This is a genomic window from Nitrospina gracilis Nb-211 (assembly GCF_021845525.1).
Taxonomy (GTDB): Bacteria; Nitrospinota; Nitrospinia; order Nitrospinales; family Nitrospinaceae; genus Nitrospina; species Nitrospina gracilis_A.
On sequence record NZ_JAKJKD010000001.1, the window covers coordinates 1482952 to 1504210 of the forward strand.

The following is a 21259-nucleotide window of genomic DNA, read 5'->3' on the forward strand; positions in this document are numbered from 1 at the left end:
ACAATGACCGTAACCGAAATGGCGGCGTCAGCCAAAAAGGCGGCGCTGATTTTGGCGCGTCTCGACACCGCCACCAAGAACCGGGTGCTTGAAGCCATGGCCGAAGCACTTGTCGTCCATACCGAGGCCATTCTGGAGGCCAATCGGAAGGATCTGGAATACAGCAAGCAGGAAAACGTCTCCGGACCGCTCATCGCGCGGCTTGCGGTGGACGCGCACAAGGTGCAGGGGATGGCGGAAGGCATCCGCAGTGTGGCGCGGCTGGAAGACCCCGTCGGCCGCGTTCAAGGTACGACGGAGTTGGATCAGGGACTGGTCCTGCGCCGCGTATCGTGTCCCATCGGCGTCATTGGCGCGATCTTCGAGTCGCGGCCGGACGCGGTGCCGCAGATCGCGTCGCTGTGCCTGAAGTCCGGCAATGCGGTCATCCTGAAAGGCGGCCGGGAAGCGCAGAATTCAAACAAGGTCATCGTCGATCTCTTGAGGCAGGCCATTGCCAGCGTGCCCGGTGTGCCCGTCGATGCGGTGCAATTGATCGAAACGCGCGCTGAGGTGGCGGAGATGCTCGAACAGGAACGGTACATCAACCTCATTGTGCCGCGCGGGAGTAACGAGTTCGTCCGTTACGTGCAGGATCATACCAAGATTCCCGTACTGGGCCATTCGGAAGGCATCTGCCATGTGTACATCGACGAACACGCCGATGTGGATAAGGCCATCGCCATTGCCCTCGATGCCAAACTGCAATACGCGGCGGCGTGCAATGCGATGGAAACCCTGCTCGTGCATGAGAACATCGCGCTGAAGGTGTTGCCCGATCTCGCCGCCCGTTTCCGCGAAAAGGGAGTGGATCTGGTCGGCGATCTGCGGGCATGCAGTCTTCTGCCCGATCTCGCCCGGGCGGCGGATACGGAATGGGATGCGGAGTACAACGATCTCAAGCTCGCCATCCGCGTGGTGGAGGACCGGGAGACGGCGATTGCGCATATCAATGAACACGGATCGGGGCACACGGACACGATCGTCACCGAAAACCGGGAGGCGGCAGAGCAGTTCATGAATGAGGTGGACTCAGCGAGTGTGATGTGGAACGCCTCCACGCGTTTCGCCGATGGGTTCCGCTTCGGGCTCGGAGCGGAGATCGGCATCAGCACCAACAAGACGCACGCACGTGGCCCCGTCGGCCTTGAGGGGCTGGTGATTTACAAATACAAGCTGTTTGGATGCGGGCAGACCGTCGGCGAGTATTCCGGCGAAGGGGGAAAATCGTTCACACACCGCCCCCTTCCCGACGACACGCCGTTGTGAACTGCGGGAACAGGGCGATCTGAAAGCGGAAGTATATTATGGATAGAAATGTTGAAAACCGGGAAGGGCCGCAGGAATACGGTCCGTGGCAAACCGAGCCGTACCTGTACCCGCACGAACGGTTTGTGATCAATTTCCGCACGATCACGGTGTTTGTTCTGTTGTTTGCGGGCACCGTGTTCACCACCACACTGGTGGGTGGGGTGTGGTACGCGGTGGGACTGCTGTCGATCCTGGGCGTGCACGAGTTCGGGCATTATGTCGCCTGCCGGCGCAACAACGTGGACGCCACGCTTCCCAACTTTCTGCCCGCGCCGCCCATGTTCATCGTCGGCACCTTCGGCGCGTTCATCGCCATCAAGGAGCCGATTCCGGACCGGCGGGCGCTCATGGAGATCGGCGCGTCAGGTCCCATTGCCGGGTTCGTGGTGGCGCTGTTTGTGCTCGCTGTGGGCTTGATGTTCTCCGTGGTGTCGCACGTGGCCCCGCCGGCGGGGTTGAGCCTCAATTACGGCAACTCCCTCATCCTTTATTTTCTCTCGGAGCTGGTGCTGGGAGTGAGTCCCTTTAATGAGGAGTTGACCATTTATCTGCATCCTCTGGCGTTGGCCGGGTGGTTTGGCATGTTTTTCACCGCACTCAACCTGTTGCCCATCGGGCAACTCGATGGCGGACACATTATCTATTCCCTGTTTCGTGAACAACAACCGTGGCTGGCGCGTTTGTTTTTCGTTGCACTGTTTCCTCTTGGCATGTATTGGCCGGGATGGTTTGTGTGGGCGGCGATGGTGTTCTTCATAGGCGTGAAGCATCCGCCGGTATTGAATGAATCGGTTGCGTTGACGCCGTTTCATAAGAAGGTAGGGTACGCGTCCATTTTCATATTTATCGTGACGTTTGTGCCGGTTCCCATCGACATGATCCAGTGAGCAGGTGAGGGTTCGGGAGCGGATGTGAATAAGCTGTGAAAAATTCCGAAGTTCGGACTATAAGCCGTTGATTACATGGTTTTTGCCCCTATTTTCGATTTATTTTCGTCTTGATTTTGAAGTTGGCGCAAGGGCGCTGAAAATGTTCTCATAAAATTCTATAACATACTATGAAATAAAGGGTTAATGTCAATGTGGCGGGTGCCTGAGGGACCCTGCGAAAAGCAAAATACTATTGACAAGGCGACATTCGCTATGCTAGATTCTGGGTATTCTTTGGGGTACTGGACAAAGTGCTTATTTTATAAGCATTCTACCAAAAAAGAGTGGAAAGATAGACTCAGCCCTATCTTCTTGGTTGCCATCAAGAACTCTTTCCGGTTTGTTCAGTATCCCTTTTTTTTCGCCCGGATTTTGCGAATTCCTCCCCGTTCCGCTTTAATAAACTTGAGCTAAATTAATGATTTTAAATGCTATCTTTTGGAGTTGGCATACCGCGTCCAGGAGGCTGTTCTGCATTCTGCTGGTGGGGGCTGTCCTGGCCTTGTCTCAGGTAGCCCATGCAGACCCTTTAAAAACGCTTCCACCGGTGGCTGAGTGCGTCAAACGGGCGCTTCAGGCCCAATCCAACCCGGAAAATCTGGAAGCCTCTCAGGCGGTGGAGATCGAATACCAGGTGCGGCTGGCGTACGAGCGGATTCTGGTGCGCAAAGAGCAGATTGGCATTTCCCGCGAGGTGCAGGGCCATTTTGAGAAAGCCGTCACCAATGCCGAAAAGAAGTTTGAAGAGGGGGAAGGGGATGTCACCCAGGGGGCGCTCACCAAGTTGAAGCTGGGGCTCGCGGGAACGCTGAACGACATCACCCAGTTTCAAAGCGATATTGCCCTGGCTAGGCTCGATCTGGAGGGATTGATGGATACGCGCATCGACCCTGGGTTTGAGATGGCCGACGATTCCCTGTCGCCGCGAGAGTTCCCATTCTCCACCCTCGATGCGTATCGGGAGAAGGCGGAAGGCAGTGGCAAGACGTGGAGAGAGGTCTCCCCGGAGCGCCGTATTTCGCTGGAGAAATCCATGGTGCGGGTCAACCAGGCGCGCTCGCAGTTCAATCTGGCCCGCAAGAACCGCAAAATGACGCGGGCGCTGTTGGTGACGGAAGTGGCCAATTACGATTTTGGCATCGGCGACGAAAAAGACCTGTTTGAAACCCTCATCATCTATACCCGGGTTCTGGTCGGGTTTTACGATGCATTGTACAACTTCGATTCAGCGGTGGCGGAATTTGAAAAAGAGTATTTGAAGCGTTAAAACGTAACGGTTGGGAGGGAGGAGTCTGGCGCCGAGTGCTAAAACCGGTTTCCTTCTTCCCCGATGGGCGAGGCACGCAGGCGTTCGGTGAAGACCCTTTTTTCAGATGACGATGTTTCGGCGGCGGAGCGCTACTGGGTTGCGTTGAACATGGTGCTGGGCGTCGGCAAAACGCTGTTTCACCGGCTGGTCAATGCGTTGGGATCGCCCCGCCAGGTATTTCACGCCACGCGTCAGCAGTTGATGCAGGTGGAAGGGATCGGCGCCAAAACCGCCGCGCAGATTCAGAATTTCGATCTGGAGCGCAACCTGGAGCGGGAATACCGGTTGATGGACAATGCCGGGGTGCGTGTGCTCACGCTGGAAGATCCGCGCTACCCGCCATTGCTGAAAGCGATTTACGATCCGCCGCCGGTTCTCTATTTCAAGGGACGGTTTTTTGATGAGGTGACTTTTCCCTTTGCCGTGGTGGGTACGCGCGCGGCGTCGAGTTACGGGAAAATCGCCACCGAGCGTTTGTGCAGTGAGCTGGCTTCTCGCGGTGCGTGCCTGATCAGCGGCATGGCGCGCGGCGTCGACACCATCGTGCACAAAGCGGCGCTCAAGGAAAAGGCAGTCACGCTGGCGGTAATGGGATGCGGCCTGGAACACACGTATCCGCCTGAGAACCGCGCACTTAAGGAAAAGATCGTCGAGGCGGGCGCCATTATCTCCGAGTTTCCGATGTCCACGAAACCGGACCGTAACAATTTTCCCGCGCGCAATCGCGTGATCAGTGGGCTGGCTCACGGTACGCTGGTGATCGAAGCGGGGGAAAAGAGCGGTGCGTTGATCACTGCGCATTTTGCGCTCGAGCAGGGGCGGGAAGTGTTCGCGCTGCCGGGCAATATTTTTTCGCCGAAAAGCCAGGGTGCTCACAATCTGATAAAAAAAGGGGCGAAACTGGTGGATGGTGTGGACGCCATATTGGAAGAGTTTTCCGCGGATGTGCAACAAAATCTGGCGTTGAAAAAAAATGATGATGAAAAAATTGAATTGACAGATTTCGAAAAGCTATTACTTTCTTTAATAGGCCACGAACAGCATCACGTTGATGAATTGATAGAGCGCAGTCAATTGCCAGCGGCGGATGTTTTGGCTACACTTGTACAGTTGGAATTGAAAGACCGGGTCGCGCAAACGGATGGCCTGTGGCACCTGGCGCGGTTCCCCTGAAGCACTGAGGTATTATGGGTAAATCCTTGCTCATCGTGGAGTCGCCCACGAAAGTTGAAACGCTGAAGAAGATCATCGGGAAAGATTTCGTCGTCAAAGCCTCGGTGGGCCACATCAAGGACCTGCCGAAGAAAAAGCTGGGCGTGGATGTCGAAAATAATTTCAATCCCGAATACATCACCATTCGTGGTAAGGGAAAAATCCTCAATGCGTTGAAAACCGCCGCGAAAAAGGCGGACAACATTTACCTCGCGCCTGACCCGGACCGGGAAGGGGAGGCGATCGCCCACCACATCTGCAACGAGGTCTCGAAGATCACCAAGGGCAAGATCTACCGGGTGATGTTCAACGAAATCACCAAGAAAGCCGTCACGGAAGCGATCAAGCATCCCACCGAGTTGAATGCGAACAAGGTGAACGCCCAGCAGGCACGGCGCATCCTGGACCGCCTTGTGGGTTACAAGATCAGCCCCATCCTGTGGAAAAAGGTTCAGCGCGGACTCAGCGCCGGCCGGGTGCAATCTGTGGCGCTTCGCATGATCTGCGACCGCGAAGAGGAAATCAAAAATTTCAAGAGCGAGGAATACTGGACGATCACCATCGACCTCGAAGGCAGTAAGGAGCCGGAGTTCCAGGCGAAACTGTTCAAGGTCGATGGCAAAAAGGCGGAGATCGGCAACGAGGAACAGGCGCAGGCCATCGTCAAGGCGGTGGAGAAGGGTGAGTTCGTCCTCGAAGACATCGTCAAAAAGGAAAGAAAACGCAACCCCTCGGCTCCCTTCATCACCAGCACGCTCCAGCAGGAAGCGTCGCGCAAACTGAATTTTTCGCCGAAGAAAACCATGATGCTCGCTCAGCGCCTGTATGAAGGCATTGCGTTGGGCAAAGAGGGTACCGTGGGCTTGATCTCCTACATGCGTACCGATTCGACGCGGTTGTCGGACGAAGCGGTGGGGGATATCCGCCGCTTCATCGAGGACAAGTACGGCAAGGAATACGTGCCGAAAGCGCCCAACGTGTACAAGAGCAAGAAGACCGCGCAGGAAGCGCACGAAGCCATTCGTCCGACCAACATCATGCTGGAACCGAAGGCGATCAAGGAATACCTCGAAAAGGATCTGTACAATCTATATGAACTGATCTGGGCGCGGACGCTTTCCTGCCAGATGGTGCCTGCGGTGCTGGACACGACACAGTTCGACGTGAAGACGGACAAATACCTGTTCCGCGCCAACGGATCGGTGATCAAGTTCGACGGCTTCATGAAGGTGTATGTGGAAGACACGGACGACGAGGGTGCGGGCATGAAGTCCACCGAAAAAATCCTGCCCGACATCAAGAAGGGTGAAGTGCTCATGATGAAAAAGGTTCTTCCGGAACAGCACTTCACCCAGCCGCCGCCACGATTCACGGAAGCGATGCTGGTCAAGGCGCTGGAGGAGAAAGGCATCGGCCGTCCCAGTACCTACGCCGCCATCATCAGCACGATCAAGGACCGCGATTATATCCGCAACGAAGATAAGCGCGTGGTACCGACGGAGCTGGGTCACCTGGTCTCGGGACTGCTGGTGGACAATTTTCCGGATATCATGACGGAGGAGTTCACCGCTCAGATGGAAGACCAGCTCGACCAGATCGAGGAGGGCAAGATCGAGTGGGTGGACACGCTGAAATCGTTCTACGGTCCGTTCGAGAAAGACCTGGTCGAGGCGGAAGCCAAGATGAAGGACATCAAGAGCCAGGTGGAGGAAACCGACGAGGTTTGCGAGAAGTGCAACAGCCCGATGATCATCAAGTGGGGACGCTTCGGCAAATTCATGGCCTGTTCGGGGTATCCGGAGTGCAAGAACACGAAAGAGATCGGTGGCGACAACGGCGAGAGCGGCAAGAAAGTCTCCGAGAAAGTGGACGATACCTGTGACAAGTGCGGGGCGCAACTGGTGATGAAGATGGGCCGGTTCGGCAAGTTTCTCGCCTGCTCGGAGTATCCGGAGTGCAAATTCACCAAGCCCATCAGCCTGGGTATCAAGTGTCCGGAGCCGGACTGCAAAGGCAATATCTCTCCGCGCCGCACGAAAAAGGGCCGCACGTTTTACGGATGCAGTGAGTATCCGAACTGCAAGTTCACCTCCTGGGACAAACCGGTGGACGAAGCCTGCCCGAAATGCAACAACGCCTACATGGTCACCAAGTGGAAAAAGAACGAGGGTGAAAGCATCGTGTGTCCCGGCTGTGGCTTCAAAAAATCATCCGACGAAGCGGCGTAACGTTTTAGAGAACCGGGAATCATGAATTCGCATGTGACCATCATCGGGGCCGGGCTTGCCGGCTCGGAAGCCGCCTGGCAGATCGCCGAGCGCGGCGGCAAGGTGGTGCTCTACGAAATGCGTCCGGAGCTCAAAACCCCGGTGCACAAAACCGACCATTGCGCCGAGCTGGTGTGCAGCAATTCCCTCGGGTCCAACCAGGATACCTCCGCCCCCTTTCTCCTCAAACAGGAACTGCGCAAACTGAACTCGCTGGTGATTCGTTCCGGAGACCGCCATGCGGTTCCCGCTGGCGCGGCCCTGGCCGTGGACCGCAATCTGTTTGCCGCGGAAATCACCAGGACGCTGGAACAGCATCCGAACATCACCCTCAAACGCAGTGAGGTGAAGGACATTCCCCTGGACGGGCCCGTCATCATCGCCACCGGGCCGCTCACTTCGCCCGCGTTGTCCGACCGGATCTCTTCCCTTCTTGGACAGGGCTATCTTTATTTTTACGATGCGCTGTCGCCGATCGTGGACACCAACTCGATCGACATGAGCAAAGCGTTTTTTGCTTCGCGTTACGACAAGGGCGATGCCGATTACTTGAACTGTCCCATGAACAGGGAACAGTACGACCAGTTGGTGGACGGGTTGTGCAAGGCGGAGAAGGTGCCGCTCAAGGAATTCGAGAAGCCGGTGTACTTTGAAGGATGCATGCCGGTGGAAGAGTTGGCGTTGCGTGGACCCAAAACCCTTGCCTTCGGCCCGCTCAAACCGGTTGGCTTGAATCATCCGGAGACCGGCGAGAGGTTTCACGCGGTGGTGCAGTTGCGCCGTGAAAACAAGGAGGGCACGGCGTACAACCTGGTGGGGTTCCAGACCAAACTGACGTACCCCGAACAGCGTCGCATCTTCCGCATGATTCCTGGATTGGAGAGCGCGGAATTTTTCCGGTACGGGGCCATTCACCGCAACACATTCATCAACTCGCCGGAACTGCTGTCCGCCGACTTGAGTCTGAAGAAAAACCCGAACGTGTGGTTCGCCGGGCAGATCACCGGTGTGGAAGGGTACGTGGAGTCCTGCGCGATGGGCCTGGTTGCCGGACTCAGCGCGTTGCACCGTGTTCGAAATGCCCCCTTCACGCGGCCCCCGAAAGAGACCGCTATCGGCGCGCTACTGCACTACGTGACGGAAGGCCCGCCCAAGGGCAATTACCAGCCGATGAATGTGAACTTTGGATTGTTTTCCGGGGAGGAGTTCAAAATCCGGGACAAGAAAGTGCGTAACGCTAAAATCATCGAGCGCGCCCTCGCCCTGCAGGGCGAGTGGCTGAAGAACCTTCCCTGAGTTTTATACGATACAGACCGCGAGCACCTGCTTGAGGTCACAATCCCCTTTGAAGATTTTCCAGATGCCGTCCTGCTTCAGGGTGGTCATGCCGTCCTTGATGGCCTGCGCGCGCAGTTCCTCGACCAGCATCTGTTTCATGATCATGCGTTTGATGTCCGCCGTGCCCTCCAGCACCTCGTGGAGACCCGTCCGGCCTGCATAACCCGTGTCACTGCACTTGTCACAACCCTTGGGTCCGAACAGCTTCAAATCGTCCGTGTAGGGGATGTTGATATTTTTGGCGAACAGTTCGGGGTCGCCGTATTGATGGACCAGAGTGTCGTATTCCTCTTTGGTCGGGTGGTATTCCTCTTTACAGTTCTTGCAGAGCGTGCGCACCAGGCGTTGGGCGACAATGAGCAGAAGGGCGTCGGCGAAGTTGAGCGGGTTCATGCCCATGTCGAGAAGGCGCGTGATGGTTTCCGGTGCGGAGTTGGTGTGCAGGGTGCTGAACACCAGGTGACCCGTCAGCGACGCTTCAAGGCCGATAGCGCAGGTTTCCGCGTCGCGCATCTCACCCACCATGATGACGTCCGGGTCACCGCGCAGGAAAGAGCGCATGGCACGGGCGAAATCGAGCCCGATCTTGTTGAGCATCTGCACCTGACGCAATCCCTTCTGCGTGATTTCCACCGGGTCTTCGGCGGTCCAGATTTTTTTCTCGGGGGTGTTGATGTACCCCAGCGTGGAATGCAGGGTGGTGGTTTTACCGGAACCGGTGGGGCCCACAACCAGGATGAGGCCGTAGGGCTTGGCCGCCATTTCCTGAATCAGTTTCAGGTTGTGGTCCGAGAAATTCATTTTCTCCAGCGGAATCGGCTTGCTGGCGGCGAGGATACGCAGAACCGCATCCTCGTTGCCGCCCACCGTGGGGCAGGTGGCAAGGCGGTATTCGACTTCCTTGCCGCCGTATTTGAGCTTGATCTTGCCGTCCTGCGGCAGGCGTTTTTCCGCGATGTCGAGCCGCGCCATGATTTTGAGACGCGACATCATGGCGAACTTGTACATGGGCGGGATTTCCTGGTACACGCGGCAGGCGCCGTCTTTGCGGAAGCGGACCACCATGTGGTCCTTGCCCATGCCCGGTTCGATGTGGATGTCGGACACACCGCTGTCGTAGGCGTCGGTCAGAATCTTGTTCACCAGTTTGACGATGGTGTTGTCGCTTTCGCTGATGGCGTTTCCATCCTCATCCTCATCCGAGGCCAGTTCCGTATCTTTTTCACTCTCCAACGCATTGAGCAGAGTGGACATTTCCTCCAAGGGCGCTCCACCTGACTCCTCCGCTACGGCCGCATTCAAAAAGTCGCGGATATCGGCTTTCAATCCGACGCGAAACTCGATCTGCTTTTTTACGAAGATGAGTTTGATGTTCTGGATTTTGTCTAGGTTATTGGGGTTATCGATGACGATGACCACTTTGTTGTCTTCGCGCTCCACCGGCACCCAGTAATTCTTCGACAGGAAGTTGAGATTCAATCCTTCAAAGACGGTGGCGGGCAGGACCATTCCGTCTTCGTATCCCATGTATGGAATCTTGTAAAAGTTTTCGAGCGACTTGCCCAGTTCCTTGCGGGAGATACCGAGTTCATCCAGCAGGATGTTTTCAATATCGATCTGTTCTTTTCGGGCGCGGTTGATGGACTTATTGAGTTCGATATCGGTCAACAGCCCCTGTTGCAGGAGGTAGGAAAACTTAGTGGGTTTTTGCTGGACAAATTTTGACTGGTTGTAAAACGCCAGCGCCAGGGTTTCGGCAACCACCTTGGCGCTTTTTTCGTCCATGATGTTGAAGGACTGGTTGTTTTTTTTGTTGATCAACTGAAGGACGCCCATCATTTTGTCCTTATGCATGAGCGGCGTCACCAGCATGCTTTTGGTCTGGAAACCCGAGATCTTGTCCCAGGAACTGTCGAACGTCAGTTCCGGGTGGAATTTTTTCAGTTCGCGGTCATCATACACATTTTTGATCACGGCCATTCTCTGTTCCATGGCCACGCAGCCGGCGATGCTCTGGGGTGCGATGGGAACGCGGATTTCGTTGATTTTGTCTCCGGATTTGACCTTGGAATACACTTCGTTGCGGACCGCATCGACGGCATAGATAGTGATGAGGGTGGCGTCGAACAACTCCAGGATACGGTCCTTCAGGCTGATCAGGATTTCATCCACGTTTTTTGCGGAGTGGATGTCATTGATGATCTTGACAAGTCGTTCCTGCAATTCAGCGGAGGAGAGCGGTTTGGAAGCAGGTGTGTCCATGGTGGATGTATTTCTTGCAGTCATGGTACCGTCACCATCCAGGTTGGTTACTAAAAATCCCAAGTACGGTGCAAGGTCCTTGGAAACTTTGAAGTCCTGTTCCGAGAATCCACCGTTTCCGGGTTTATTGACGAATTCAACGATCCCCACCACTTTCTTCTTGTAGGGCAGGGGTAAAATCATCAGGGACCGGGTTTCCAGGTTCAACACTTCATCCACGGTCGAACCGGTCCTCATATTCGGGTTCATTGCCAGAATTGAACCCAACTCGTCCGCGTTTTGCAGCAGGATGGGCCGGCCGTTTATGGTGGCGTGGCCCGCCAGGGTATCGCTTTTAAGCGGCACCCGGTGCTCTTGTTCGTCCAAACCCAATCCATGACACGATACCAGTTGTTTGTTGGCCCGGTCCAAGCGATAAAGTGTCACCGCTTCGCTTGGGAACAGCGCTCTCAGTTCATCGAGCAATCCCGGAAGCAGGGCCTGCATATCCTCGGCTGACTGGATCTGAGTGCTGATCTCCTGAACCTTTTGCTCCAAGGTAGCGGAATCGGTCGTCATAAAGAATATCAACAGTGACAGGAACAGGAACGGTTACTTCGCAACGCGACATCTTCGCCCACCCGGGTCTGGACTGGTCACTCCGTACGATGAATTTGGATGAAAATAGTATAAAGACTTTCCCGAATAACTTCAATGGTTTCGGGAGAGGAACGGTATCCTACTGAATGCAGACCGCCAGCACCTGCTTGAGATCGCAATCGCCTTTGAAAACTTTCCAGATGCCGTCCTGCTTCAGGGTGGTCATGCCGTCGTTGATGGCCTGCCGACGAAGTTCCTCAACCAGCGAGCTTTTCATGACCATGCGCTTGATCTCGTCGGTGCCCTCCAGGCATTCATGCAAACCGGTTCGGCCTGCATACCCGGTATTGTTGCATTTTTCACAGCCAACCGGGCCTTGCAACATCAAGTCATCGGAATAGGGAACGTTTACATTTTTGGCGAACAGTTCGGGGTCACCGTATTCTTTCACCAAGGTGTTGTATTCTTCCTTGGTGGGATGGTATTCCTTTTTGCAGTTTTTGCAGAGGGTGCGCACCAGCCGTTGAGCGACGATGAGCAGAAGGGCGTCGGCGAAGTTGAGCGGGTTCATGCCCATGTCGAGAAGACGTGTGATGGTTTCCGGAGCGGAGTTGGTGTGCAGGGTGCTGAAAACCAGGTGACCCGTCAACGACGCTTCGAGGCCGACGGCGCACGTTTCCACATCGCGCATCTCGCCCACCATGATGACGTCCGGGTCACCACGCAGGAAAGAGCGCATGGCGCGGGCGAAATCGAGCCCGATCTTGTTGAGCATCTGCACCTGGCGGAGCCCGTCTTGCGTGATTTCCACCGGGTCTTCGGCGGTCCAGATTTTTTTCTCGGGGGTGTTGATGTACCCCAGCGTGGAATGCAGGGTGGTGGTTTTACCGGAACCGGTGGGGCCGACGCACAGGATGAGCCCATACGGTTTGGATGCCATGGCCCGGATCAATTCCAGGTTGCGCTGGGAAAAATTCATGTTCTCCAGCGGAATCGGTTTGCTGGCGGCGAGGATACGCAGAACCGCGTCTTCGTTGCCGCCCACCGTGGGGCAGGTTTCGACGCGGTACTCGATATCCTTTTTGCCATATTTCATTTTGATCTTGCCGCTCTGTGGAAGTCGTCTTTCGGCGATGTCCAGCTTCGACATGATCTTGATGCGCGACAAAAAAGCCTGCCGGTACATGGGCGGGATTTCCTGATACACGCGGCAGGCGCCGTCCTTGCGGAAGCGGATTCTCATCGCCTTCTTGCCCAGGCCCGGCTCGATGTGGATGTCGGACACGCCGTTGTCGTAGGCGTCGATCAATACCTTGTTCACCAGTTTGACGATGGTGCTGTCGGTTTCGCTGATGGCGCTGACTTCGTCTTCCTCACTGGAAGTCTCGACCTCCACGTCCTTTTCACTTTGCAGGGCGCTCAACAGGGTGTCCACGTCTCCCGTGTCCACCGAATGGCCTCCGGGGCTGTCGTCTTCCGGGGTGGCGTTGAGAAAATCGTGGATATCAGCACGCAGGCCCACCTTGAAGTCCAGAGTCCGCTTGGTGAATATCAGCTTGATGCTCTGAATCTTGTCCTGGTTGGCCGGATTGTCTATGAGGATGGTGACCTTGTTCTGCTCTTCGTCTTTGGCAATGGGCAACCAGTTGTTCTTGAGCAGAAAGTTGGTGTTGAGTCCGGTGAACAGGGATTGAGGGAGAACGATATCCGCTGAGTATCCGAAATAGGGAATATTGTAAAACTCTTCCAGAGACTTTCCGAAATCACCGCGGCTGATCTTGTATTCATCAAGCAGGATGGTCTCGATATCCACGCCGCTGGTGCGCGCCTTGGAAATGGCCTTGGTCAATTCGTTCTGCGTGATGATGCCATTGTTGATGAGGTAGCTGAACTTGGTCGGCTTGGCCATCTTCTGCTTTTGCTTGTTTTTGATGGCCAGGGCCAGGGAATTGGCGATGGTCTTGATGCTTCTTTCGTCCTGCGGGGTGAAGGCGATTTCATTTTGCTTGTTGGCCAGTTGCAACACGCCCATCATTTTGCCTTCGTGGATGAGGGGAGCCACCAGCATGCTCTTGGCTTTCTCTCCCAGCGTGTTTTCAATACTTCTTTCGTAAACCATTTCCGGGTGGTATTCCACCAGCTCCACCTGGTCGTGCACGTTTTTCACGTTAAGAACACGTTTTTCCATGGCCACGCAACCCGGCAGGGTGGCCGGGCCCAGGGCACAGCGGATTTCGCTTTCTCCCGTCCCGGTGGCCAGCTTGGCATACAATTCTTTTTTGGCCGGATCGAACGCATAAATGACCGCCAGTCGGCAATCAAACAATTGCAGGATCGGCATTTTCAGCTCTATCAGGATCGCATCCAGCGTGCCGGCGGAGTGGATGGCGTGGGAAGTGGCCTGGATTTTTTCATCGATGATCTCGGTCTGCATCTTCACGATGGCATGACCCAGCGTGCTGGCCAGCTCCTTGGCCAGACGCACATCCTGGTCGCTGAAGTGGGGCTTGCCCCGTTTATTGATGACCTGCAGGACGCCCATCATTTTTCGATTGTGCGGCAGGGCCACCACCAGCACCGACTTCGTTTTGTATCCCAGCTTTTCATCAAACGATTTTTCCAGTGTCAATTCCGGATGAATCCGTTTGAGTTCCTTGTTGTCATAGGCGTTGATGATGTTCAGGGTACGGCCGGAGGCGGCGACAAATCCCGCCAGGCTTTTGGGGGAGATATCCACACGGATCTCCTCCACCTGGTTGTCTTTAAAGTTCCGGGAAAATAACTGGCGTTTGGGTCGGTCGATGGCGAAAACCGTCACCTTGTCGGCATCGAACAACTCCTTGAATTCGTCGATCAATTCAAAAAGGGTCCGGGTGATACTGCTGGAAGAGAGTATCTTGTTGACCAGACCACGCAGTTTGTCGGCAGAACGCCGTTCACGACCGGCGACCTGGGCCTGAGGTGCCGTTTGACGTGCCGCGGGCTTTGTGGTGGGGTTACCCTGAGCGCGAGGGTCCCGGTTGGGTGGCGAATCGTTCAAGGGGTTCACGGTCCACTTAAATTAACATCTAGTGTGAGTCTGACACTACCCCATTAATTTTACAAGGTTTAGAGGGATTTTAAAATTATTTTTTAATGGGAGTGCCGAATACTACGAGAATTCCAGATATTTCGCAGGAAATGGCACGCTTGTTTCGGGGGCGGGATATTTTAAATATCGAGGTCCTGAAAAAATACGGCCTTCTCTTTTATGAATTTGAAGCGGTTTTGCGCGTCCTTGCCCATCAGCCGGTCGAAGGTGACGTCGGTGTTCTTGTCGTCGGCAATGGTGACGCGGATGAGGGTGCGGTTGCCCTTGTCCATGGTGGTGGTCTTGAGGTCGGAAGAGGGCATCTCACCCAGGCCTTTGAAGCGGCCGACCTCGTATTTCGCACCGTTCAGCTTGGAGACGATTTTGTCCTTTTCCTTGTCGTCGATGGCGTAGAAGGTCTTTTTGCCGGCATCGATGCGGTAGAGCGGCGGCTGGGCGATGTACAGGTGGTTTTGGTGGATCAGGCGCGGCATGAAGCGGTAAAAAAAGGTGAGAAGCAGGGTACAGATATGCGCCCCGTCCACGTCGGCGTCGGTCATCAGGATGATTTTCCCATAGCGTAGTTTTTCATAATTGAAATTGGGCTCGATGCCGGTGCCAAGGGCGGAGATGATGTTCTGGATTTCCTGGTTGGCGAGGATCTTGTCCTTGGTCGCGGTCTCCACGTTCAGGATCTTGCCGCGGATGGGCAGGATGGCCTGCGTCTTGCGGTCGCGCGCCTGCTTGCTGGAGCCGCCGGCGGAATCACCTTCGCAAATGAACAATTCCGATTCGTCGCGCAAGGTGGAAGAACAGTCGGAGAGCTTGCCCGGCAGGTTCAGCCGATGCGAAATATTTGATTTGCGGTTGACCGAATCCTTGGCCTGGCGCGAGGCGATGCGCGCCTGCGCGGCGAGGATGATGCGGCTGGCCAGCGCGTCGCCCTGGGTCTGGTGCGTGTTCAGGAAATCCTCGAGGGAATGACGCACCACGGAATCGACCTGCGAGGTGATGTCGGAATTGAGTCGCCCCTTGGTCTGTCCCTGGAACTCGACGTCGCCCTGCAAATAGACATTGATGATGGCCACCAAACCTTCTTTCACGTCGTCGCCGGTGATGCCGGAGATGCCTTTCGGCAGAAGGTTGCGGCGCTCGATATAGGCGCGGATGGCCTTGGTGATGCCGTTGCGAAACCCGTTTTCGTGCGTGCCGCCGTCGATGGTCTTGATGGCATTGGCGTAGGAATGGATCACCGTATCGGTTTTAGACGTCCACAAAAACGCCGCCTCGAGCCGCAGTTTCTCGTCGTCTTTCTCCACGTACAACGGCTCGGGGGTGAGCGACGCATTGGCCGGAGTGATCTTGCGGATGAAATCCTTGATGCCTTCCGGGTACTGGAATACGTGCGTGTTCTGGTTTTCGCGCACGGTGATCTTCAGCCCCTTGTTGAGGAACGCCTTCGATTCCGCCTGTTCGAGGATGGACTTCACGTTCCACGCGATCTTGGGGAAGATTTTCGGGTCGGGGCGGAAGGTGATTTCCGTGCCGCGGTTGCGGGTGGCCTTGCCCTTCTTCAAATTACCCTGGGCTTTTCCGCAGGAATAATTCTGCGTCCACTCGAAGCCATCGCGACGGGAGGTGGCGGTCAGCGATTTCGACAGCGCACACACCACCGCCATGCCGACGCCGTGCAACCCGCCGGACACCTTGTAATTGCCTTCCTGGAACTTGCCGCCGGAATGGAGCGTGGTGAACAGAATCTCCATCGCGCTCTTTTTGGTTTTGCGGAAGGTGTCCACGGGAATGCCGCGACCGTTGTCTTTGATGGTGATCTCGTCTTCTCCGTGGATCGTGATCTCGATGTGGTTGCAGTGGCCGTTGAGCGCTTCATCGACGGAGTTGTCGAGAATTTCCCACACGAGATGGTGCAGTCCCGTGGACGAGGTGGAGCCGATGTACATGCCCGGCCGTTTGCGGACCGGTTCGAGTCCTTCCAGTACCTGAATGTCTTTTGCCTGATACGTGCTCATGGGTTATTTCAATTTTCCTCAATACGGACGACCTTGACGCGTTTGACCACGCTCACGCCCTGACTGCCGCGGTTGTATTCCGGCACCGCCGTCAATTTAAGTTCCTTGGTTTTGCCGCTGTCCAGCACCAGTTGCACCGTGTCGCGTTTCTTCACGCACTTGGCGGCGAGGAACCGGCTCGTGCCGACGTTGATGAGACGCACGCCCACGCCCGCGCCGCTCAACTGGGTGATCTGGTCCAGCTTCACCAGCATGCCTTTGCCCGCTTCCGATAAAAGGAACGCGTGGGTGCCGGTGACGCGGGTGACCGTGATCAGACGCGCGTCGTTTTTGAGCGTCATCACCTTTTTGCCGGAGCGGGTGGTCTCACCCAGATTTTCCGTGGCGAAGCGGAAGCCGTAGCCAGCCGAACTCACCAGTAGCAGTTCCGCATTTTCTTCCTGGCCGATGCCGTCCAAAGGCAGGCTCTGCTGTTCGCCCTTTGCCGCCTCCCGCGCTTCCACCGACTGCGGCGACAACAAGGGCAGGACCTTGACGATGCGTTCGCCGTCACCGAACTTGAACAGGTTCTGGATGGGCTCACCGAATCCACTGCGCGTGTAGGGCAGGGCGTGCACCTTCTGCACGTACACCACGCCGTGCGAGGTGAAGAACGCGACGAGGTCTGCCGTGTTGACGCGTGCGGTCTCCAGCAGGCTGTCGTTTTCCTTGTACTTGAGGGACGCCGGATCGGATACCGATTTCATCTTGCGCAGCCAGCCGTTTCGGCTGACCACCAGCACCACGTCCTCGTGCTCGATGAAATCCTCGGCGTTGAATTCGACCCCTTCGTCGGTACCGAACTGGGTGCGGCGTTTGTCGCTGTACTTGTCAGCAATTTCTTTCAGTTCGGTTTTGACTTCCTGCCAGATTTTCTTCTCCGATTTCAGGATGTCCTGCAGACGCTTCTGCTCTTTCTCTTTGTCCTTCTGCTCCTGCAGGATCTTGTCGATCTCCATCGACACCAGCCGGTAGAGCGGGATATCGAGAATGGCGGAGGTCTGCTCGTCGTCCAGCTTGAACGTCTTTTTGAGCTTCGTCGCCGCTTCGTCCTTGGACTTGGAGGAGCGGATGAGTTTCAGCGCCTTGTCGAGATCGTTGAAGATGGCGGCAAAGCCTTTCAGGATGTGCAGGCGTTTTTCCAGGATCTCCAGGTCGTACTTGATGCGGCGCGTCACCACGTCTTTGCGGAAATCAAGGAAGTGCAGACATATTTCGCCGATGGACAAGCGCTCCGGCTCGCCGTTCGGCTTCAGGCAGTTGAAATTGATCTGGAACCCGCTTTCCAGATCCGAGTGCTTGTACAGGTAGGCCATGATCTTTTCAGGGTCGCTCCCCGATTTGATCTCCAGCACCACGCGCACGTTCTCGTCGCTTTCGTCGCGGACGTCGGTGAGCGCCATCAGTTTTTTGGCGATGATGATCTCGGCGATCTTTTCGATCAGCCGCGCTTTGTTGACGCCGTAGGGAATCTCCGTAATGACGATCTGCGTTTTGCCGCGGGCCAGGGTTTCCATAGTCCATTTGCCGCGCACCTTCAGGTTGCCGGAGCCCTCCTCGTACATCTTGCGCAACTCGGTTTTGGAATTGAGCAGGATGCCGCCGGTGGGGAAGTCCGGCCCCTTGATGTGCTTCATGATCTGGGTCGTGGTCTGCTTGCGGTCGTCGATGAGCGACATGAGCGCGTTCATGACTTCTTTCAGGTTGTGGCTGGGAAAAGAACACGCCATGCCGACGGCGATGCCGGACGAACCGTTGATGAGCAGGTTCGGCACTTTCGACGGCAAAATGACCGGCTCCTGCAGGGTGTTGTCGTAGTTGGCGCGGAACTCGACGGTGTTCTTCTTGATGTCGGCCAGCATGTAGCTGGTGATGGGCGTCAGCTTGCCTTCCGTGTAACGGTACGCCGCCGGGGAGTCGCCATCCACTGAGCCGAAGTTGCCCTTGCCGTCCACCAGCGGGTAACGCATGGCGAAGTCCTGCGCCATGCGCACCATCGAGTCGTAGGTGGAGGTGTCGCCGTGCGGATGGAATTTACCCAGCACTTCACCGATGATTTTGGCGGATTTGACAGGTTTTGCGTCAGAGCCAACGCCCATGCCGTTCATGGCGTACAGGATGCGGCGGTGGATCGGCTTCAATCCGTCGCGCACGTCCGGCAGGGAACGCGACACAATGGTGGACAGGGCGTAGGTGAGGAACCGGTTTTCCAGTTCCTGAGTGATATCGGATTCTTTTTCGTTTGCCATGACAGAAGGAAAACAGGGTGATTTGCCAGCGGACCGGCTTCCGTTGCGGAGGGCGGGTCCGGGGGTCCATCATCTCTACGTCCACGATGGAGGAGGATGGGATACAGGGCCCATTGTTAAATTAGGGTCCGGGACCGTCTGCGTCATTAGAGGGTATTTTATACCCTTTAAAATTAATGACTTAAGCTAAATGACTAACACAGAGCCCGAATTTTGTAAAGAGCAAAATACATCATGTGGTGGGCTCCACTTTTTTATATACACCATATATTGTAATACAGGGCGAGTGAGGAGCCGGTGCCGCACAGCGGGTTGCAGGGGACGGATGGTTTGAGATTGGGTTTTCAATTTCCGAAATTCCATGCAATGATGTAATTAATAATGTAATTATAGAAAACTTTTTTCGGGGTTTTGCCATCCTAAAACCAACGGAAAAGTGGGAGATTGACCTTTCCTTTTCCAAATTGACGAAAGCCATCCCTCAGGCTGACTTGTCAAAAGCGGCCTTGAATCTTATAAGTTTAATCTCGAATTAAGACACGCGTCATCCAATCTTTTTTTGTGTTCCATCCCGGGAGCGATATATGTCGGATCAAGATTTACAGGTAAAAGTCATCGGGGCCTTAAAGACGGTCATGGACCCCGACTTGCATAAAAATATAGTGGACCTTGGTTTTGTTAAAAACCTCGAAACCAAAGACGGCAAGGTGAAGTTCGACGTCGAGTTGACCACCCCCGCCTGTCCGGTGAAAGAGGAGTTGAAAAACGAGTGCCAGAGCAAGGTCGGCGCCATTGAAGGCGTGAAAGACGTGACGGTCAACATGACCTCCAACGTGCGGCCTTCCGAGCATCAGCAACCCATTCTGACCGGCGTGAAGAATATCATCGCCGTGGCCAGCGGCAAGGGCGGCGTCGGTAAATCCACCGTCAGCACCAACCTGGCCATCGCCCTCAGCCTGACTGGCGCGAGGGTGGGCCTGATGGATGCGGACATCTACGGCCCGAGTATCCCGAAAATGCTGGGCATGCCCATCAAGCCGCCGAAAGGCGCGGACAACAACAAGTTTTTCCCGCACGAGAAATACAATCTGAAAGTCATTTCCGCCGCCTTCCTGACGGAAGAAGGCCAGCCGCTCATGTTGCGCGGTCCCATGCTGGGCGGCATCATCCAGCAGTTTCTGCAGAATGTCGAATGGGGCGAGCTGGACTACCTGGTCATCGACCTGCCTCCGGGCACGGGCGACGTGCAGTTGACCCTCACCCAGCGGGCTCCGTTGTCCGGCGGCGTGATCGTCACCACGCCTCAGCAGATCAGCGCCATCGACGCGGAAAAAGGCGTGAAGATGTTCCGCCAGGTGAAGGTGCCGGTGCTCGGCGTGGTCGAGAACATGAGCTACTTCGTCTGCGACGGGTGCGACAAGAAACACTTTATCTTCCAGTCCGGCGCCGGGCAGAAGCTGGCCGACGATTTCAAGGTGCCGTTCCTGGGCGACATCCCGCTCATCCCGGATGTGGTCACTGGCGGCGACTCTGGCACGCCCATCACCCTCAGCAACCCGGACTCTCCGGCATCGATTGCTTACCGCGAACTGGCGGGGAAAGTCGCGGCGCAGATCAGCATCAACCAGGCCGGTGCGGAAAAGAAAATCGATTCGAGCTTCGAACTGGCCTGGAAAGCGTGACGCCTGCTTCCTGAATTGAATAAAAACCTGAAACCGGAATTGGTATGAGCGAAGAGCCGAAGAAAAAAATGGAAGTTGAGGAAATGACTCCCAGCGACGTGAAGCAGGTGGATGAATCCACCCTGGGCATCACCTGGCCCGACGGGCACGAATCGGTGTACCCCGTGAAACTGCTTCGCGAAAAATGCCCGTGCGCCCATTGCATCGACGAATGGACGGGCGAGAAGAAGATCAAGCCGGGAATGATTCCGGACAGCATCCGTCCCCTCAAGATCAAGGCGGTGGGTCTCTATGCTTTGCAGTTCGACTGGAACGACGGCCACAGCACCGGGCTCTATCCTTACGAACTCCTGCGGCGGTTGTGCCAATGCGGCGAGTGCAAGGCTTGATGTCCTCTCTGGCTTAAAACGTATTCCAAATAAAAAACGGGTCGGCCCCGAAACAGGCCGACCCGTTATTTTTTTTCTACGCAGGGCGCGTGGCGTTACATGCCTACCTTGTCGCGCACCTCGTCCATCAGGGCCGCGTCGATCACCTTGATGCCCTTGGACTTGGCGAAGTTGATGACCGTCTTCTTGGCCATGCCGCGCACGAAGAAGGGGACCTTCTGAATGCGGTCTTTCGCTTCCTGCGTCCATTCGACTTCGCCTTCGTCGCTGGGTTCGGCTTTCTTGAGTTCTTCTTTGCCCCCGGCCAGCGAACTGCCTACCATGCCGAACGGTGTTTTGCTGAACTCCGAGGCGCCGCCCGCTTCCACACCGAGCTTGCTCACGAATTCCGTCTCGAATTTATTGGTCAGCATGGCGATCATATGCCCGCACTTTTTACATTTGAACTTGAGAGCGATGTTCTTGCTGTCATCGGTCATCAAGAGACCATCTTTTTGGGTTTCCATCTGCTCGTCGCAGGGAATGCAAAGGAACTTCATGGGGTCCTCTCCTTA

The 21259-nt window shown here is 55.6% G+C and carries 13 protein-coding genes; 8 read left to right on the plus strand and 5 right to left on the minus strand.

All coding sequences use genetic code 11. From position 1 onward, the window contains the following. Window positions 1–3 precede the first annotated feature (3 nt). The 6 genes from J2S31_RS07035 (at window position 4) to trmFO (ending at window position 8363) form a co-directional block, all read left to right on the plus strand. Window positions 4–1308 carry a glutamate-5-semialdehyde dehydrogenase gene (locus tag J2S31_RS07035; protein ID WP_237098372.1) on the plus strand — a complete coding sequence of 435 codons (1305 nt, stop codon included), beginning with the start codon at window positions 4–6 and terminating at the stop codon, window positions 1306–1308. Window positions 1309–1346: 38 nt separating this feature from the next. Next, the gene (locus J2S31_RS07040; protein WP_237098373.1) at window positions 1347–2237 is read left to right on the plus strand and encodes a site-2 protease family protein; all 891 of its coding nucleotides are present in this window, start codon (window positions 1347–1349) and stop codon (window positions 2235–2237) included. Between the two features lie 544 nt (window positions 2238–2781). After that, on the plus strand, window positions 2782–3546 hold the full coding sequence (locus J2S31_RS07045) for a TolC family protein (protein ID WP_237098374.1): 765 nt from the start codon (window positions 2782–2784) through the stop codon (window positions 3544–3546). A gap of 87 nt (window positions 3547–3633) precedes the next feature. Beyond that, a complete protein-coding gene (gene dprA / locus J2S31_RS07050; protein WP_237098375.1) occupies window positions 3634–4761 on the plus strand; it encodes a DNA-processing protein DprA in 1128 nt (375 codons plus the stop codon). Between the two features lie 14 nt (window positions 4762–4775). Beyond that, window positions 4776–7028 (plus strand): type I DNA topoisomerase, encoded by a 2253-nt coding sequence (gene topA / locus J2S31_RS07055; RefSeq protein ID WP_237098376.1) that lies wholly within the window; start codon window positions 4776–4778, stop codon window positions 7026–7028. 21 nt (window positions 7029–7049) lie between these two features. Further along, window positions 7050–8363, plus strand: coding sequence for a methylenetetrahydrofolate--tRNA-(uracil(54)-C(5))-methyltransferase (FADH(2)-oxidizing) TrmFO (gene trmFO / locus J2S31_RS07060; protein WP_237098377.1), 1314 nt, complete (start codon window positions 7050–7052; stop codon window positions 8361–8363). Between the two features lie 3 nt (window positions 8364–8366). On the opposite strand, the gene J2S31_RS07065 is transcribed toward trmFO, so the two are convergent. From J2S31_RS07065 to J2S31_RS07080, 4 genes are all read right to left on the minus strand, one after another. Beyond that, window positions 8367–11225, minus strand: coding sequence for a GspE/PulE family protein (locus J2S31_RS07065; protein WP_237098378.1), 2859 nt, complete (start codon window positions 11223–11225; stop codon window positions 8367–8369). Window positions 11226–11385: 160 nt separating this feature from the next. Beyond that, on the minus strand, window positions 11386–14295 hold the full coding sequence (locus J2S31_RS07070; protein ID WP_336886595.1) for an ATPase, T2SS/T4P/T4SS family: 2910 nt from the start codon (window positions 14293–14295) through the stop codon (window positions 11386–11388). Between the two features lie 161 nt (window positions 14296–14456). Further along, window positions 14457–16346: a DNA gyrase/topoisomerase IV subunit B gene (locus J2S31_RS07075; RefSeq protein ID WP_237098380.1), complete on the minus strand. Its 1890-nt coding sequence runs from the start codon at window positions 16344–16346 to the stop codon at window positions 14457–14459. 8 nt (window positions 16347–16354) lie between these two features. Beyond that, window positions 16355–18634, minus strand: coding sequence for a DNA gyrase/topoisomerase IV subunit A (locus J2S31_RS07080; RefSeq protein ID WP_237098381.1), 2280 nt, complete (start codon window positions 18632–18634; stop codon window positions 16355–16357). A 584-nt stretch (window positions 18635–19218) separates the two neighbouring features. On the opposite strand from J2S31_RS07080, the gene J2S31_RS07085 reads away from it, so the two are divergent. Continuing rightward, complete coding sequence (locus J2S31_RS07085) at window positions 19219–20316, plus strand: Mrp/NBP35 family ATP-binding protein (RefSeq protein ID WP_272908639.1); 1098 nt, start codon at window positions 19219–19221, stop codon at window positions 20314–20316. A gap of 44 nt (window positions 20317–20360) precedes the next feature. After that, the gene (locus J2S31_RS07090; protein ID WP_237098382.1) at window positions 20361–20705 is read left to right on the plus strand and encodes a DUF971 domain-containing protein; all 345 of its coding nucleotides are present in this window, start codon (window positions 20361–20363) and stop codon (window positions 20703–20705) included. A 95-nt stretch (window positions 20706–20800) separates the two neighbouring features. Here J2S31_RS07090 and J2S31_RS07095 read toward each other — a convergent pair whose 3' ends face one another. Then, a complete protein-coding gene (locus J2S31_RS07095; RefSeq protein WP_237098383.1) occupies window positions 20801–21244 on the minus strand; it encodes a PCP reductase family protein in 444 nt (147 codons plus the stop codon). Between the last annotated feature and the right edge of the window lie 15 nt (window positions 21245–21259).